16 protein-coding genes are annotated in these 16,207 nt (G+C 33.7%); 3 read left to right on the plus strand and 13 right to left on the minus strand.

The features are described 5' to 3' along the window. Positions 1–28 precede the first annotated feature (28 nt). The 6 genes from mutM to pepA form a co-directional block, all read right to left on the minus strand. Positions 29–868, minus strand: coding sequence for a DNA-formamidopyrimidine glycosylase (gene mutM, locus BLT22_RS00875; protein WP_091759565.1), 840 nt, complete (start codon positions 866–868; stop codon positions 29–31). 67 nt (positions 869–935) lie between these two features. Then, positions 936–3,599 (minus strand): DNA polymerase I, encoded by a 2,664-nt coding sequence (gene polA, locus BLT22_RS00880; RefSeq protein ID WP_091759568.1) that lies wholly within the window; start codon positions 3,597–3,599, stop codon positions 936–938. A gap of 163 nt (positions 3,600–3,762) precedes the next feature. Next, positions 3,763–5,091, minus strand: coding sequence for a UDP-N-acetylmuramate--L-alanine ligase (gene murC, locus BLT22_RS00885; protein ID WP_087057889.1), 1,329 nt, complete (start codon positions 5,089–5,091; stop codon positions 3,763–3,765). A 143-nt stretch (positions 5,092–5,234) separates the two neighbouring features. Next, positions 5,235–5,924, minus strand: coding sequence for a hypothetical protein (locus BLT22_RS00890; protein WP_091759572.1), 690 nt, complete (start codon positions 5,922–5,924; stop codon positions 5,235–5,237). Positions 5,925–6,004: 80 nt separating this feature from the next. Next, positions 6,005–6,610 (minus strand): YtpR family tRNA-binding protein, encoded by a 606-nt coding sequence (gene ytpR / locus BLT22_RS00895; protein WP_091759575.1) that lies wholly within the window; start codon positions 6,608–6,610, stop codon positions 6,005–6,007. A gap of 42 nt (positions 6,611–6,652) precedes the next feature. Beyond that, on the minus strand, positions 6,653–7,723 hold the full coding sequence (gene pepA, locus BLT22_RS00900; RefSeq protein ID WP_091759578.1) for a glutamyl aminopeptidase: 1,071 nt from the start codon (positions 7,721–7,723) through the stop codon (positions 6,653–6,655). Positions 7,724–7,988: 265 nt separating this feature from the next. Between pepA and BLT22_RS00905 the strand changes: the two genes are divergently transcribed. Then, positions 7,989–8,327, plus strand: a complete 339-nt coding sequence (locus BLT22_RS00905; RefSeq protein WP_087057897.1) for a hypothetical protein — start codon at positions 7,989–7,991, stop codon at positions 8,325–8,327. A 60-nt stretch (positions 8,328–8,387) separates the two neighbouring features. Here the strand turns inward: BLT22_RS00905 and trmB are convergent, their stop codons facing one another. From trmB to BLT22_RS00930, 5 genes are all read right to left on the minus strand, one after another. After that, positions 8,388–9,035 carry a tRNA (guanosine(46)-N7)-methyltransferase TrmB gene (gene trmB / locus BLT22_RS00910; RefSeq protein WP_091759581.1) on the minus strand — a complete coding sequence of 216 codons (648 nt, stop codon included), beginning with the start codon at positions 9,033–9,035 and terminating at the stop codon, positions 8,388–8,390. 92 nt (positions 9,036–9,127) lie between these two features. After that, the gene (locus BLT22_RS00915) at positions 9,128–9,910 is read right to left on the minus strand and encodes a phosphotransferase family protein (protein ID WP_087057901.1); all 783 of its coding nucleotides are present in this window, start codon (positions 9,908–9,910) and stop codon (positions 9,128–9,130) included. 195 nt (positions 9,911–10,105) lie between these two features. After that, positions 10,106–10,960: a D-amino-acid transaminase gene (gene dat / locus BLT22_RS00920; protein ID WP_087057903.1), complete on the minus strand. Its 855-nt coding sequence runs from the start codon at positions 10,958–10,960 to the stop codon at positions 10,106–10,108. Between the two features lie 27 nt (positions 10,961–10,987). Next, complete coding sequence (locus BLT22_RS00925) at positions 10,988–12,205, minus strand: ABC transporter permease (protein WP_091759584.1); 1,218 nt, start codon at positions 12,203–12,205, stop codon at positions 10,988–10,990. Beyond that, a complete protein-coding gene (locus BLT22_RS00930; RefSeq protein ID WP_091759587.1) occupies positions 12,202–12,942 on the minus strand; it encodes an ABC transporter ATP-binding protein in 741 nt (246 codons plus the stop codon). The genes BLT22_RS00925 and BLT22_RS00930 overlap by 4 nt, the downstream gene beginning before the upstream one ends. Before the next feature lie 163 nt (positions 12,943–13,105). Here BLT22_RS00930 and BLT22_RS00935 point away from each other — a divergent pair, with 163 nt between their 5' ends. Next, complete coding sequence (locus BLT22_RS00935; RefSeq protein WP_091759589.1) at positions 13,106–13,540, plus strand: HIT family protein; 435 nt, start codon at positions 13,106–13,108, stop codon at positions 13,538–13,540. After that, a complete protein-coding gene (locus BLT22_RS00940; RefSeq protein WP_091759592.1) occupies positions 13,537–13,896 on the plus strand; it encodes a YtxH domain-containing protein in 360 nt (119 codons plus the stop codon). The genes BLT22_RS00935 and BLT22_RS00940 overlap by 4 nt, the downstream gene beginning before the upstream one ends. A gap of 63 nt (positions 13,897–13,959) precedes the next feature. On the opposite strand, the gene BLT22_RS00945 is transcribed toward BLT22_RS00940, so the two are convergent. Continuing rightward, positions 13,960–14,982, minus strand: coding sequence for a peptidylprolyl isomerase (locus BLT22_RS00945; RefSeq protein WP_091759595.1), 1,023 nt, complete (start codon positions 14,980–14,982; stop codon positions 13,960–13,962). Positions 14,983–15,235: 253 nt separating this feature from the next. Continuing rightward, entirely contained in the window at positions 15,236–16,195 is a 960-nt protein-coding gene (locus tag BLT22_RS00950; protein WP_091759597.1) for a 3'-5' exoribonuclease YhaM family protein, read from the minus strand. Positions 16,196–16,207 lie beyond the last annotated feature (12 nt).

Consider the following 16,207-nt stretch of genomic DNA (forward strand, 5'->3'; position numbering starts at 1 on the left):
TATCCTCTTCCTTTATTTAAAATTGCTCTCAACCTTCACTTGTCAGTTTCTGACAATTAGGGCATAAATGGGTACCTCTTTGAGCAACTTTTATTTTTTCTATAATTGTTTGACACCTTACACACGGTAGACCTGTTCTGCCATATACTTTTAGATTAGATTGGTAATTACCTAACTCTCCAAAGACATTTTCATACGTGCGAATTGTCGTTCCACCAGCTTTTACTGCTTTGTCTATAATTTCTAAAATTGAATAAGTTAATCTAGATAATTCTGATTTTGTGAGCGTGTTCGCTTTTCGAGAAGGATGTATTTTTGCATTAAACAAAATTTCGTCTGCATATATATTCCCAATTCCTGCCACAACAGATTGATCTAAAAGGGTTGCTTTAATAGTCTTTTTTCTTTTTTTCAGTGCTTGACTTAAGGCTTCAATCGTCAAAGCCTCTTTTATAGGTTCGGGGCCTAATTTTATTAATGAAGGATGTTTAGCAATTGCTTTATAAGAGACTAGTGACATTCTTCCAAATTTCCTGACATCCAAATATCTCAGTTCTTCTCCACTATCCAACTTGAAAATAACATGCGTATGTTTTGAAATTGATGAATTGCTTTTTTCAATTCTATATTTGCCTTCCATTCTAAGATGCGAAATCAGCACAAAATCTGTTAAATTAAACAACAAAAATTTACCTCTGCGATCAATTGAATGAATGATTTGGTCTTTTATTTCATTTTTAAACTGATTTATTTCTTTAGGTTCTGCTATGATACGATCCCACAAAACAATCGCTTCCGTAATTCTTCTACCTTTCAATAAACGTTCTAGACCCTCTCTTACACTTTCTACTTCTGGTAATTCCGGCACTTGTTTCTTCCTTTCATTTTCCCATTACACATGGAAAGAAGCGAGAGTTTCTCGCTTCTCACTTTTACTATTTCGCTTCATACCAGCTCTTACCCCAACTGCTTTCAACTTTCAAAGGAACTGATAAATCAACTGCATTTTCCATTACTTCTTTAACCAGCTTTTCTAGTACAGGAATTTCTTCTTCTGGAGCTTCAAAAATCAATTCATCATGTACTTGCAGAAGCATAGTAGCTTTCATACCTTCTTCTTTAATTCTTTTAGACATATCGATCATTGCGACTTTTAAGATATCTGCAGCGCTTCCTTGGATTGGAGTATTCATAGCTGTCCGTTCTGCAAAGGTTCTTAAGTTAAAATTTCTTGAATTGATATCTGGTAAATATCGTCTTCTGTGAAATAGTGTTTCAACAAATCCTTTATCCTTAGCTTCTCTGATAATATTATCGATAAATAATTTAACTCCGGGAAAACGATCGAAATACGTATCAATATATTCTTGTGCTTCTTTTCTAGTAATATTTAAACTTTGAGAAAGTCCGTAGTCACTAATGCCATATACAATACCAAAGTTAACGGCTTTAGCATCTCTTCTCATATTAGCTGTTACTTCACTAGGATCTGCCAAATCAAATACTCGCATAGCTGTACTTGTATGAATATCTTGTTCATCTATAAATGCTTGTTTTAAATGTTCATCGTTAGAAATATGAGCTAGAACACGCAGTTCAATTTGAGAATAATCAGAAGCAAAAATCTTCCATCCTTCTTCTCTGGGAATAAAAGCTTCTCTAATTTTGCGCCCTTCTTCTAATCTAACTGGGATATTTTGTAGATTTGGATCAACTGAACTTAATCTTCCAGTTCTGGCTACAGTCTGCAAATATCGCGTATGAATTCTTTTCGTTTCAGAATTAATCACTCTGAGCAAACCTTCAATATAGGTAGATTGTATTTTAGCAATCTGTCTATATTGCAAAATAAATTCTACTATTGGAGCTTGATCTTTTAATTTTTCTAATACATCTTGTGCCGTTGAATAGCCTGTTTTAGTTTTTTTAATGACAGGGTACCCCATTTTCTCAAACAATACAATTCCTAACTGTTTAGGAGAATTAATATTAAATTCTTCTCCAGCTTCTTTGTATATTCTTGCTTCAATTGTATTTAATGTGTCAGCAAATTCTGCTTTCATTTTTTCGAGACGTTTTGCATCTACAGTAATTCCCTGAATTTCCATTTCGGCTAATACGATTGCTAATGGAATTTCCATTTCTTTCAACAGGTTCTCTTGTTCGTTTTCTACTAGCTGTTCATTCATCTGATTTGACAATGAATAAATCGCACGAACTTTATGGGCTATATGATCTCGCATTAATTCAATATTTTCAGGAACCTGTTTCTTTTTCCCTTTCCCATAAACAACTTCATCAGGCGACAACCCTTTATGATGATGTTTATTTGCAATATCAGCAACATCCCCACTGCTACTATCTTCTGCGGTAAGTAAATAAGAAGCTAATAATATATCAAACGTCACCCCATTCAGTTTAGCACCTTTCCTATTTAGTGCTACATAAGTTCTTTTAACATCATAGAGCGTTTTGCTGACTTCCTCTGATTCGATCCATTCTTTAAGACTTTCAGATTCGAAGGCTACAGAAGGTTCTGCAACATATATCTTTTGATCATTTCCCCAGCCAACAGAAACGATCTCTGAATGATGGTAATTGTCTCCCAACATTTCAATATAAAGGGCCATATCAGATTCAAACATATCAGACTTTATTTCATTTACATATTCATAGTCAATTTCTTCGACCTCTTCTGCTAACTGTTCCATGTACTCTTCTGTATCTAGTTTATTTAGGTGAGACTGGAAGTCCATTTCTTTATAAAAAGAAATGAGCTTTTCCATATCCATTCCTGTATAAGTTAAATCTTTTACGGCTATTTCAATAGGTGCTTTTAGATCAATCGTAGCAAGTTTTTTACTTAAGAAAGCTGTATCTTTTTCTTTTATTAAATTTTCTTTTCTCTTGGACTGTTTCATTCCCTCTATATTTTCATATAGTTCTTCGATAGAATGATATTCTTTTAATAACTTCAGTGCGGTCTTCTCACCAATGTTTGATACACCGGGGATATTATCTGAAGCATCTCCAGCCAATCCTTTCATATCTATAATTTGTTTGGGTGTAATACCCATTTCCTGCATAATTGAATCTGTTGTAAACTCTTTAAGATCGCTTACCCCTTTTTTCGTAATATCTACTCTGACTTTTTCAGATGCCAACTGCGTAAGATCTCGGTCCCCAGTAAGTATAACTACATCATACCCTTCTGCTTCTGCTTGCATACTGAGTGTGCCAATTATATCGTCTGCTTCATAGTTCACTAATTGATAAGATTGCAAACCAAAACCTGCTAACAGATCTTTGATAAAAGGAATCTGTTCAGCAAATTCAGCAGGCATAGTAGAGCGACCACCTTTATAATCTTCAAAAAATTCATGTCGAAAAGTAGTCTTCCCGGCATCAAAGGCTACTAGCGCATGTGTAGGTTGCTCTTTATTTACGATTACTTCAAGCATATTATGGATTCCGTACAACGCATTAGTATGCAATCCATTACGATTTTTCATTCTCTCCAGCTGACTATGCAGTCCATAAAATGCACGAAAAGCTACACTATAGCCATCTATTAATAATAATTTTTTTTGTCTCGACATGTGCTTCGACTCCTCTTATTATCCGCTCTTAAAGACACTTTTAATTTATTTTAACAAAAATAAAGAACACAAAAAAGAGAACGCCTTTGTGTCATGTATTCTTTTGGAGAATACGACTAAAAACCAAAAAACTATCCCCATCGAGATAGTTTTTAAAATATATTTAGGTTTGGGCTTTTGATTGACTCAAGAGTGTCTCAAATGCATGTTCAAATTTTTCTACATCTCCAGCGCCCATAAAGACAAAAACAGACCCTCGATGTTTTAACAACGGAGACATATCCTCTTCTCCTAATACCGCTAATCCTTTTTCTGTTTTTGCTAATAAATCTTCGATCGTAATATCCCCTGACATTTCTCTAGCAGAAGTGAAAATTTCACAGAGATAAACGTAATCAGCTAAATCCAGAGATTCACCAAACTCACTTAGAAGGGCTACTGTGCGAGTAAATGTATGTGGTTGAAATACAGCTACAATTTCTTTGTCAGGATATTTCTGACGAGCAGCATCAAGAGTTGCTTTTATCTCAGCAGGATGGTGAGCATAATCATCAATGATGACTGTATCCATTACTTTCTTTTCAGTAAATCTTCTCTTTACACCAGAAAAAGTTTTTAATCGCTCACCTACTTTTTCCTGATTTACCCCTTCATAATGACAAAATGCAATAACACCTAAAGCATTTTGAATATTGTGTTCTCCATAAGAAGGAATCGAAAACTGTCCATAGAAGTCTCCTCTTACATAAACATCAAAAGTAGAACCTTCTATTGAGCGTATAATATTTTTAGCTTGAAAATCATTGTGGTCTTGGAAACCATAGAATACTACCGGTACCGAAACTTGCAGATTCTGTAGTCTTTCATCATCTCCACAAGCAAAAACAGCTTTTTTAATTTGAGAAGCAAATGTTCTAAATGCTTCTTCTACATCCTCAACACTAGTATAATAATCAGGATGGTCATAATCTATATTTGTAATTAAAGCATAATCTGTTTTATAAGCTAAAAAATGTCGGCGATATTCGCATGCTTCTAATATAAAGTATTCTGCATCTTCAACTCCACTACCTGTGCCATCACCAATCAGGTAACTTGTTTTTTCAATGCCACTTAATACATGTGATAATAACCCCGTCGTACTCGTTTTACCATGAGAACCAGTTATAGCTATACTGGTAAACTGATTACTAAATTCTCCTAAAAAATCATGATATCTAACAACTTTTAATCCGAGCTCTTTTGCACGAATAATTTCTTCATGAGAATCAGGAAAAGCGTTACCAGCAATGACAACCATATTTTCTCTAATGTTATTTTGATGAAATACATAAATAGGTATTTTTGCAATTTCTAAGTTTTCTTGGGTGAAAAAATATTTGTTTACATCTGATCCTTGAACTTTATATCCTTTGTCATGCAGAATTAATGCTAATGCACTCATTCCGGAACCTTTAATTCCTACAAAATGATAAATCATTGATTGATCCATTTTAAAAAGCCTCCAAATTTCTACTATACGTTTCACCATATAGTCTCTTACAAGAATAAACTAGACTAATAGCATACGATTTTATACTATAATGGAAACACTTAAAAAAATCCAGTATGAAACGCTTATCTTTCAATAAGACTTCACTCATTTTCATCTGAAAAGAATCCCGGAAGATTACTTTTGAATTTGTTTTTACCTAGTTGTTCTTCGTTGATTATGTTCATCAATGACCGTTGTAGTTTCATTCTTTTATTACGTGAATTTTGGGTTTCTTTTTTCATTTCTGTTTTAAACGGTACCTTAGTCTGAGCCAAGGTCGTTTTCTTACTGGTAGATAGCGAGTTTGTATTCTTATTTTTGGGAGATAGTTTTTTCTCATCGTCAAGTTGCATTTCCCAGTATTCAGTTAGTTCAGGCGTTTCAAATTCTTCAAACATCAGAAACTCAAAATGTTCTTTTTTTAGTTTTTCTTTCAATAGCCCATAATCCCAATCCTCATTATCTTTCTTTAGAGGTTTTTTATATCCAAAAATTGGAGAGGGTACCCTACTCGCCTCAAAAGGAGGTTCTATATAATGCTTAGAACGAGGCGGATTATAGATGCTTTTTTCTTCAAGATAATCTTGAAATCCTTTTTCAATCTCATCTCTTTTGATGATATGATCAGGAAGCGTATGTGAGCTTCTCTCGCTAAACAACTCTCTATCGCCAGTAGGCTGCTGATCAGTTGACTTAAAAAAGTGTAGGTTTTCTTTTAGTCGATCAGTTGAAGGATCTGATGATTGTCTTTTTGCATGCTTGAAAAAACTTGGTCCTTCATATTCTACCATTACGCTTCCTCCTCTTCCAAAGATCATACATCACTTAGTAAATTAATGTATAATTAAAATTATTATATCATGTATATGGTTTAAATAGAGAACATTCTACCTGTCTCTTCAGATCCCTCAAGTACAAGAATCCCTTTTGATTTTTGTTCTAAACCAAGTTCTTTTGCAGAACAAACCATACCGTTACTTTTAACTCCTCGAAGCTCTCCAGGCCAGATCACAAGACCATCCGGCATAATGGATCCAGGTTTTGCAACAACTACCTTCTGTCCAGCTTTTATATTTTCAGCACCACAGACGATTTGAACAACTTCATCATTATCTATTTCTATTTTAGTAATATTCAAATGGTCAGAACCCTCTAATGGTTTGCATTCTATGACATGCCCCACTACAAATTTAGGTGAGTTATCAGCTTTCAAGGTCTCAGTCCAATTATTTAATTTAATATACTCATTCAATATTTCAACTTGCTCTTCTGTCAAAGTAACCGGACCGTTTTCAAACAAATCTAATATCTCTGAAGCGTTAAACAGATTATATCCTACTGTTTCACCTGATTCTTTCTCGTAAATTTTAGTCATATTGCCTTTTCTTTCAATCATCTGGTTTTCAATTGTACATTCTCTTAATTGAATAATTAAAACATCTTTTAATCCTTTGTTATTGTAACTTGAAATTAACATAATAATCTCCTCTTGATCTATTTGACTAGTATTTTAAATCATTTAATTGTTTTTTAATGTATCTAATGTTGATTTATCCAATGTAAGGATAACCTGTTTCACCATTTCTTTGGCTGCTTCATAATCCTTAATATTAAATAATGTTTGATGCGTATGAATATAGCGAGCACATACTCCAATAACTGCACTAGGAACACCTTGATTCATCTGATGAGCTGCTCCAGCATCTGTTCCGCCTTTAGAAATGAAATATTGATAAGGGATATTATTAGTCTCTGCTGTATCCAGTAAAAAGTCTCTCATTTCTTTTGACAGTATCATACCTGGATCTTGAATACGAAGTAAAAAGCCTTTCCCTAGTTGCCCGAATGCTTCGTCATCTCCCGCTATATCATTGGCCGGAGAACAGTCCACAGCGAGGAAAACATCAGGATCAAATTTTGAGACTGCACCTTTTGTGCCTCTAAGTCCCACTTCTTCTTGTACATTAGCGCCTGCAATCAGTGTATTCGGTAAACTTTCTTTCTGCAATGACTTCAGTGCTTCTAAAACAACTGCTACTCCATACCGATTATCCCAAGCCTTTCCAAGAATCGTCTTTCCATTTGCCATTTTAATTGTTTCTACTTGAGGAACGATTGTATCCCCCGGTCTTACCCCATATTCAAATGCTTCATCTTTAGAATCAAATCCCGCATCAAATAAAATATCTTCTACTGTTATTGCACTAGCCTGTTTTCCTTTAAGTAAATGCGGCGGAACAGATGAAGACACAACTGGGTAGTCACCTTTACTTGTCTGAAGAGTAAAGCGTTGTGCGGATACGACATAAGGATTCCAGCCACCTAATGGTACTACTTTAAACAATCCTTTTTTAGTGATGGATGCAATCATAAATCCAACTTCATCCATATGAGCAGCAATCATTAACTTAGGTGCTTGTTTTTGTTTAGAGTGTCTAATTCCAAAAATACCACCTAATCCATCTTGCTGTATTTCATCTACAAGCGGTCCCATTTCTTCACGCATAAATTGTCTAACAGAATGTTCAAATCCACTTGTCCCCTGTAACTCTGTTACCTTTTTTATTAACTCAAATGTCTGATTATTCATCGTTATCAGCCAGTGACCTATATGGCTTTCCTCCTAGTTTAATATTTTTTCTAGTTGAACTAATCGTATAAATTTTAATAGGTTTAAAACTATTTAGTTCGAATATTTACCTTTTTGGTTCATTATCTAAAGCGATCTTGTTAATTATACACAAAAATCGCAAAAATTTTAAGCCTCTTTCCTATATATTCTATTACACTCATAAAATATATATGTTAAAATAAATGAGAAACGCACTAAAGCAATTAAATTTGGAGGCTAGACTATGGAAAATAAGTTAACTGAAAAGCAAACCACCTATTTATTTGGAGTAATTGGACTCCTTTTTTCTTTCCTTTTGGGTTTTTTCCTCTATCCTAAAGTATCTAAAAAACAAGCGATTCATGCTGATTCAATATTAGAAGATATTAAATCGCAGTTTCGGGAAGAAGGACCGATAGATGGTTCCTGGATAGAATTAACTAAGGTCCCATGGAAAAAGTTTGCATATACTACTGATGTATATTATGGTGGTATTTCTCGTTTAGAAGAAAATATTCTAGTACAGTACGAGTTTATTGCAGATGCATACACAGGTAGTTTAATTGATCTTTACAGAGTATAACTAATCAAAAATGCAGTATCTACATGATCATGTAGATACTGCATTTTTATCTTCTGCCATTTATTTGCTCTCAGGGAAATAAGCTACTGTTTTATATATCCGATTTCCTTTTCTTGAAAATTTTTCTTCGTACTCAGTCATAATGTTATTTTCTACCTCGCTATTATGCAAATCAAGATATAATTCTTTCAGAATCATTCCTTTTTCAGAAAAACTAATTAATGAGTATTCAAATAACTTTTGGTTATCTGTTTTAAAGTGCAGCTCACCTTGTTCATCAAGTATGGTTTCATAACTGTACAAAAAATCTTTATACGTTAATCTTCTTTTTTCATGGCGATTTTTTGGCCAAGGATCTGAAAAAGTAAGATAAATCCTATCGACTTCTCCTTTATCAAAGAAAGACTGCAAATTTTGTGCATTAACTTGCAGCAATTGCACATTCGGTAAATCTTCTTCAATCTGCTTTTCCAATGCTGATACTATTACACTAGTCTGTAGTTCAATTCCAATATAATTGATTCCCGGATTTTGTTTAGCCATTTCGATAAGAAACCGGCCTTTTCCCATACCAATTTCTATATGAAGTGGCTGTTTCTTATCAAAGCGTTCATTCCATCTGCCTTTCCATTCTTCAGGGGTGCTCACTACATATTGCCCATATGCTAAAAGTTTATCTTCCGCTCCAGGTTTATTTCTTAAACGCATAAATTTCTCCTTTACATAAAAAGCGGGACAGAGTATACGTCTGGCCCGATTTTTAGTTATATAAATGTTATTAATCTTATAATAGCTTAATTCTAAACCGACATTAGTTGATCGATTTTCACAATTGCATTATTCATTTTAATAAATTGCCCTTTTCGGTGTGCTTCTTTGACATCCATTAGCAAGGTCATAATAACATACCAGTTAATTCTTTGAAGAAATGACTCTGATATTTCATGGTCATATTCCCTCAACCAATCGTTCCATTCTTTCTTTTCAATATAACGACTAAATAATTGCCCTATATCATATGCTAAATCAGCAAGAATTGCTGAGTCCCAATCAACTAAATATAATTGATCTTCCTCAGAGAGTAACCAATTTTTCCTAGAAACATCTCCATGACACACGCTAATTTCTGAATCTATAATAATCTCCAATTTTGTATCAATTAACCACTGATGGGCTTTTTTTAACTGAGGATGCTCTATTAATTCACTTGCAAGATTAGCTCTGTACTCTGATAATAAATCTTTAGGATGAATGAATCTGCCCCCAACTCTTTGAAGCATTCGTTTCAAACTTTCAGACTGATGAACTTTTTTTAGTATCTTAGCAACTCTAGAAGAATGCATTTCATCTTTAAAAAGATTTCGACCATTGCACCACTCTTGCGCAGTTAGAACGTCTCCGTTCCCAATTCTTTTAGTCCATATCAATTTAGGAGAAATACCTTCTAAAGAAAGAGCAGCTAAAAAAGGAGAAGAATTTCGTTTTAAAAACAACTTTTCTTCATCCTTTGTGCCCATATAAGCCTGTCCTGTATCCCCACCGATCGGGTGTAGTTTCCACCCCGTTTCTCTCTCTAACTCCATACCCACTCAATCCTTTTATCCATAATTACTTAATTCATTTTCCCGTCTTGAATCTCTTCTCTATTGTAGAAAGAATTTATGAACTCGTCAAGCGGATAGATGTTCTTTTTTATAATCTAAATACAATTCTATTGATATAGAAGGAAGTTTTCGGTATCGAATTTATTAAGCTAGAATATACTTTGTTAAAACTAACTAGACTTTTCCACATACCTTCTCAATTTCCTCTTCAAATGCTTTAGCCAGCTTTTGAGTTACTTCTCCAATTTTTCCGCCATTAACTGCATAGCCATTAATCGTGTGTATAGGCATAACTTCTATTGTCGTACTTGAACAGAACACTTCGTCTGACTCGTTTAATTGTTCTAAAGTAAAGGGTTCTTCCTTAACTTCTATTCCTAATTTTTCTGCACATTTTAACCAGACTATTTTTGTTACTCCTGGCAGGATCAGATTACTATCTGGATGTGTGTATATAACTTCGTCTTTAACAATTGCCACATTTGAAGCTGAACATTCAGTAACAATTCCATCCCTGTGTAAGATGGCTTCTTCAGCATTTTTTTTATGTGCTTCATGCTTTGCCATGATGTTTCCAAGTAAGCTGATCGATTTGATATCACATTTCAGCCAACGTATATCTTCTTCAATGACTGTTTTAATTCCTGCCTTTATTTTTTCAGCATCTCTGGGCACCACAGTGATGTTTCCTGTTATGGTTGGTAAAACACTTAGGTCTGGATAAACATGGTTCCGAGGAGAGGCAATACCTCTAGTAACTTGCAAATATAGATTGCCCGTCTCTATACCACTTTCTTCTAATAATTGGTTCATTAGTCGTTTCATCTTATCCTTTGTCTGTGGTATGGCCATTTCGATTTTACTGGCACTTGTATATAAACGATCAATATGCTCATCTATACAAAAAAACTTACCATTATATGCTCTAACTACTTCGTAGATTCCATCTCCAAACTGATATCCTCTATCTTCAGGATCGATTTTGACTTCTTCTCTTTCAACTATTTGGCTATTCCAGATTACTTTCATGTCTCTTCCTCATTTCTAAAAGTGAAATTATTCTATTTTACTTAGTCTTCTTGGTAAATAATAACTAGTAAATCCATAAATAAATATCAAACTTCCAATCAACATGATGCCACTACTATATATTTCTTGTGTAAGATTAGCTCCGATAAAGAAAATTGCTACAATGCTCAAAATTTCGCCTATCAATCTCTGGATGGATTTTATTTTACCAGTCTCAGGTACCGGGTACAATTGGAAATAAAAATTTTGTTTAAATTGCTGATAGATCGTTGTAAGTTGAAAACCGATTAAGTATAAAAATAAAATAGTCAGTATCAACTTAATGATTACTCCTGAGCTGAACAAAATCAACAAAATTCCAATCAATGTCAACCTTAAAACTAGGCCACTGTAAGATTGGTTTCGATAAAACGATCGTACAATGTAATAATAATGTGGGTCATTGTTCTTCCTTGACTGGGTTTCAATCCATTTGTCTAACCATTTCAATCTGTTTGGGTGCTGTTCTAGAAAAGTAACTTCAGTAAATAAGTTAATGAATCGGTAAATTTTTTGTAGTCTATTCTCTTCTTTTTCAATTACAATAGTCCATTGCAAACTTTTATCTTTGCTATAAATTTTCTTCAAATAATAGGTCCCCACCAAACCAAAGAAAGCTACTAAAATCAATCCACTATACAGATTTACAAATATACTAAAAATTAGTCCAACAGCACTTAGTATTTTGCTAGCACTCATCATTAACAATCGCCTAGTGTGATCTTTCTCTAAAAAAGTTATATATTGAACTTTAAGATCAAAAAATTTCAGTAATAAAGCTGTCGCTAAAAAGATTGGCCAGCTATTAAATTCAATCTTTAGAGTTACGACCAACAAGGGCATTGCAGCTGCTGAAGCAAAAGCTATTGGGATTGCTAAAAAGATAAAACTTTTCCATATATTCTTTTTAAGTATACCTTTTACTTCAGCTTCAAGTGGCAATAGAAAAACAATGTCAGCTGATTGCATTAATGTCGTTATCCTTCCAGCAGATAGGACTAAAATCATAACGATAACCAAAATAACTCTGGGTAAAATGGCGCCGTTACTTACCGTTTGAACATAGTTAGAATATCCAAAACCTCCTGCACCTAATAGCAAGAGTACGGCTAAAACAAAGTGGTCATTCAGTACATATTTCATATATCTAGAAAGTTGCTTCTGATATATTCTAGTTCTTTGTTTAAAAAGTGAAATAACGGTCATATTAAAAACCCTTCTTCATCTGCTAATCGTCCGTACATATCATCCAAACTAGCTCCGGGCATCTTAAATTTTTCTCTTAATTGTGATAATGTCCCCTTGGCATATATTTTCCCGTTATGAAGAATTACAAAAGCATCACATATTTTCTCTGCATTATTCAGAACATGTGTAGACATTAAAATAGAAGCGCCTTGCTCTTTTTTTTCGTTCAACAGCTTTAAAAAATCCCTAATTGCTAAAGGATCTAATCCTAAAAAAGGTTCATCTATGACATAGAGACTGGGTTCAATAATAAAAGCACACACGATCATTACTTTTTGCTTCATTCCTTTAGAAAAATCCGATGGAAACCATTCTAAGCGATCATCCAATCGAAATAACTTTAAAAGGGGTGTTGCGCTTTTAAAGGCTCTATCTACATCTAGTCCATATGCCATTGCAGTAATTTCGATATGTTCTTTTAATGTTAACTCTTCATACAATACAGGTGTTTCTGGTATAAAACCTATGTTTCGTCTGTATAGTGTGCTATCCATATGAATTGTTTTATCATTTAAAAAAATTTGCCCCTTAAATGGCTCTAAAAGGCCCATAATATGCTTAATTGTCGTACTTTTACCTGCACCGTTCAGTCCTATTAAGCCAACTAATTCACCATCTGCTACATTGAAAGATAGATCATTTAAAATTGGTCTTCTGGTATAGCCACCTGTAACATGTTCAATTCTTAAACTCATTTAAAGTATCCTTCCTGATGTTGTTCTTTATATTTTACCACAAGTATGAAAAGACAAAAGGAAGTTTTGTGCTTCTTTTTATCAAAATATACTCTTCTGTGATAAACTAGAATAGATTAGAATGATATAATAGAAATAAGTAAGTAAGGTTGGAGGATTAAAAATGACAGACACTATTTTTGCCAAGATTGTTTCTGGAGAAATACCAGCAAGAAAAATATATGAGAATGAACATGTTATTGCAATCATGGACTTATCTCAAGTAACTAAAGGGCATACTTTGGTTATTACAAAAAAACCAGTTCGTAACATATTCGATTATGACGAAGAATTAGCATCGAATGTTTTTGCTGTAATTCCCAAGATTGCAAAAGCTATAAAGAAGCATAATCCCGATGTTAAAGGATTAAATATTTTAATGAATAATGAAGCAGTTGCATCTCAGACTATCTTTCATAGTCATATCCATTTACTTCCCCGTTATGGAGAGAATGATGGATTCGGACTAAAATGGGAAGATCATTCAAATGAATATACACCAGAAGAACTAGATAGAATAAAAGAAAAATTAATAAAATCACTGGAGGGCTTAAAATGAAACATTTTCTATTAGGTACACTAAGTGGCGTGGTATTGGGTGGCGTATACGGCTTATTGAAAACACCTAGAACAGGAAAAGAAAATCAAGATATGCTAAAAAACTATATTGATGATACAACAAATCATGTAAAAGATGTAAACGAAAAAGTAGGAGATCTGAAGATTGCTATTCAAAATTTAACTGATGAAGGAATGAAGTTACAGACTGAGTTTATGACGGATATTCAAAATCTTTCTAACGAATATCTATATGAAGCACAACCTAGGGTAGAGAGAATCAAGCGAAAAGCAGATAAAATCAATAAAGATATTGAAGTGGCTACAGTTAATATTAAAAGCACCACAACTAAATAAATAAACAGAGAGTGTTCAGGAATATTCCTGAACACTCTCTGTTTATTATTATAAAATTTATGGTTATTCAGCGTCTTCTTCTGTGCTATCTTCTTTACTTTCATCAGAATTCTTATCTTCTGTATCTGATGTGTCTTTATCTTCCGTATCTGCTGCATCTTTATCTTCTGTCGTTCCATCTTCAGCAGGTGCTTCTGTTTCTTCTGGTTTCATATATGCACTCATTGCACCTTTTAAGTCATCATCAGCAATCTGTACATTGGCATCCTCTACTAATTTAGAAATCACTTCTAAAATATAATTTTGATCAGCCATTTTCTCTTCAACTAATGTATCGATAACATTATCCCGTTCATCTTCAAGTGATCCTTTTTCCCCAGCTTTAATCAGTTTGATTACATGATAACCATAATCAGATTTCACGGGTTCTTGGGTAATATCCCCTTCGTTTTCTAAAGCATTAGCAGCTTCTTCGAACTCAGGAACAGTTTTCCCAGGAACTAGATCCATTTCACCATTATCAGGGACTGTGGCAGTATCAGTAGAATATTCTTTAACTAACTCTCCAAAATCAGCACCATCATTCAACTGTTTAATGATATCTTTAGCAGTCGCTTCATCTTCAACTAAAATATGTGCTACTCTACTTCCAGCAGTATAATCATCATAAGCTTTTTGGATTTCTTCATCAGAAAAGTCAGCATGTTCTTTTACTGCTGTTTCTACGAGAAGAGATGTACGAATTGTTTTTTTCAGATCTTCTACGCTCATACCTTGGGCTTTGATCATTTCCTCAAAAGCTTCAGTTCCTCCGTATTGCTCAGCTTCAACCTCAAACTCCGCATCAACATCTTTTTCAGTTACTTGATCGCCATAAGCATTTTCTAAAACATCTTCTAACAACATTTGTTGAAGAACTTGTTCACCAAAAGTTTGTCCAGTTTGAGTCTTTTCAGTTTTCATGCGTTCATAAAATTCATCTTGTCTAATTCTACCATTTTCAGTAGAAGCAACTTCAGGGCTACTAGAACAACTTGCCAATAATAATCCAGAACAAGCCATTGTAGCAATTAACCATTTTTTCATATATTACTTACACATCCTACTTCATTAAGTTTTATTATCAAAAGTCAACAATTCATCTAACCAATCAGACATATTTCTGATATTGATTTATCATTTACTTATTGATATACCATACTTTGAATAATATACCATAGCATTGACTAATTTTAAACCTTCCACACCATTTAAACAGCAACTTTCATTAAAAGAACAAGAAAATCTACATAAAGGTTTAAAAATTGAATATTTCAAGAAGAAAATACGATTAAAATTATTATAAAGACTGATCTGTTAAGTTAGATTTATAAAATGAACGATTTTCCATAGCCCATATACGATCTGAAAATGATCCTTTCTCTGTTTTATTCATAGCTGACTGCATCATATTAAGTCGAGCGTCAATCTGATCAATATAATATAATACTTCTGCTTCCGGTACTTGAGGACGGACCGGAGAACCATATTCAAACTCCCCGTGGTGAGCTAGTACCATATGTTTGAGTAAAATAACATCTTCATTGCTTTCATCGATTTTCAGTTGTTGGCAAGCTTTAGAGATTTCTTCATGAACAATTACAATATGGCCAATCAATTTTCCTTCTAAAGTATATTCTGTTGCCGTAGGTCCGGTAAGTTCAACAACTTTTCCAATATCATGTAAAATCAGCCCGGAAAATAACAAAGACTGATCTAAAAAATTATACTGTTCTGTAATGGATCTCGCAATCCCAAGCATAGAGATTGTATGAAATGCCAAACCGCCCATAAAAGCATGATGATTTGTTTTTGCAGCCGGACTTTGAAAGAAATCTTTCTGATATTTATTCATAATATGTCTAACAATACGATTCATATTCGCATTCGTAATATCAAAAATCGTTTTATTGAATTGCTCAATCATTTTTTCTTTCTTTATAGGGGCTCTTTCTACATATAGTTCCGGATTTGCTGGTTCTCCTTCTTTTAATAATCGAATGGAATTAATTCTCAGCTGTGGACTGCCTTTATACTCTTCTCTTTTTCCCCCAACCTTTACAACTGTACCTGCTCTAAATTTTTTAATATCTTCATCAGATGCATCCCAAAAATTTGCAGACATTTCTCCACTCGTATCTTGAAAAGTAAATGCTAGATAAGGTTTCCCGTTTCTCGTCGTTTTTTCTTCAGCAGATTTTATCAGCAAAAAAATATTGACTATTTCATCCATATGATATTCATATAATTTTTTCTCCATCCTACTCTTCCT

It is taken from the genome of Marinilactibacillus psychrotolerans, from assembly GCF_900101525.1.
GTDB classification, from domain to species: Bacteria; Bacillota; Bacilli; order Lactobacillales; family Carnobacteriaceae_A; genus Marinilactibacillus; species Marinilactibacillus psychrotolerans.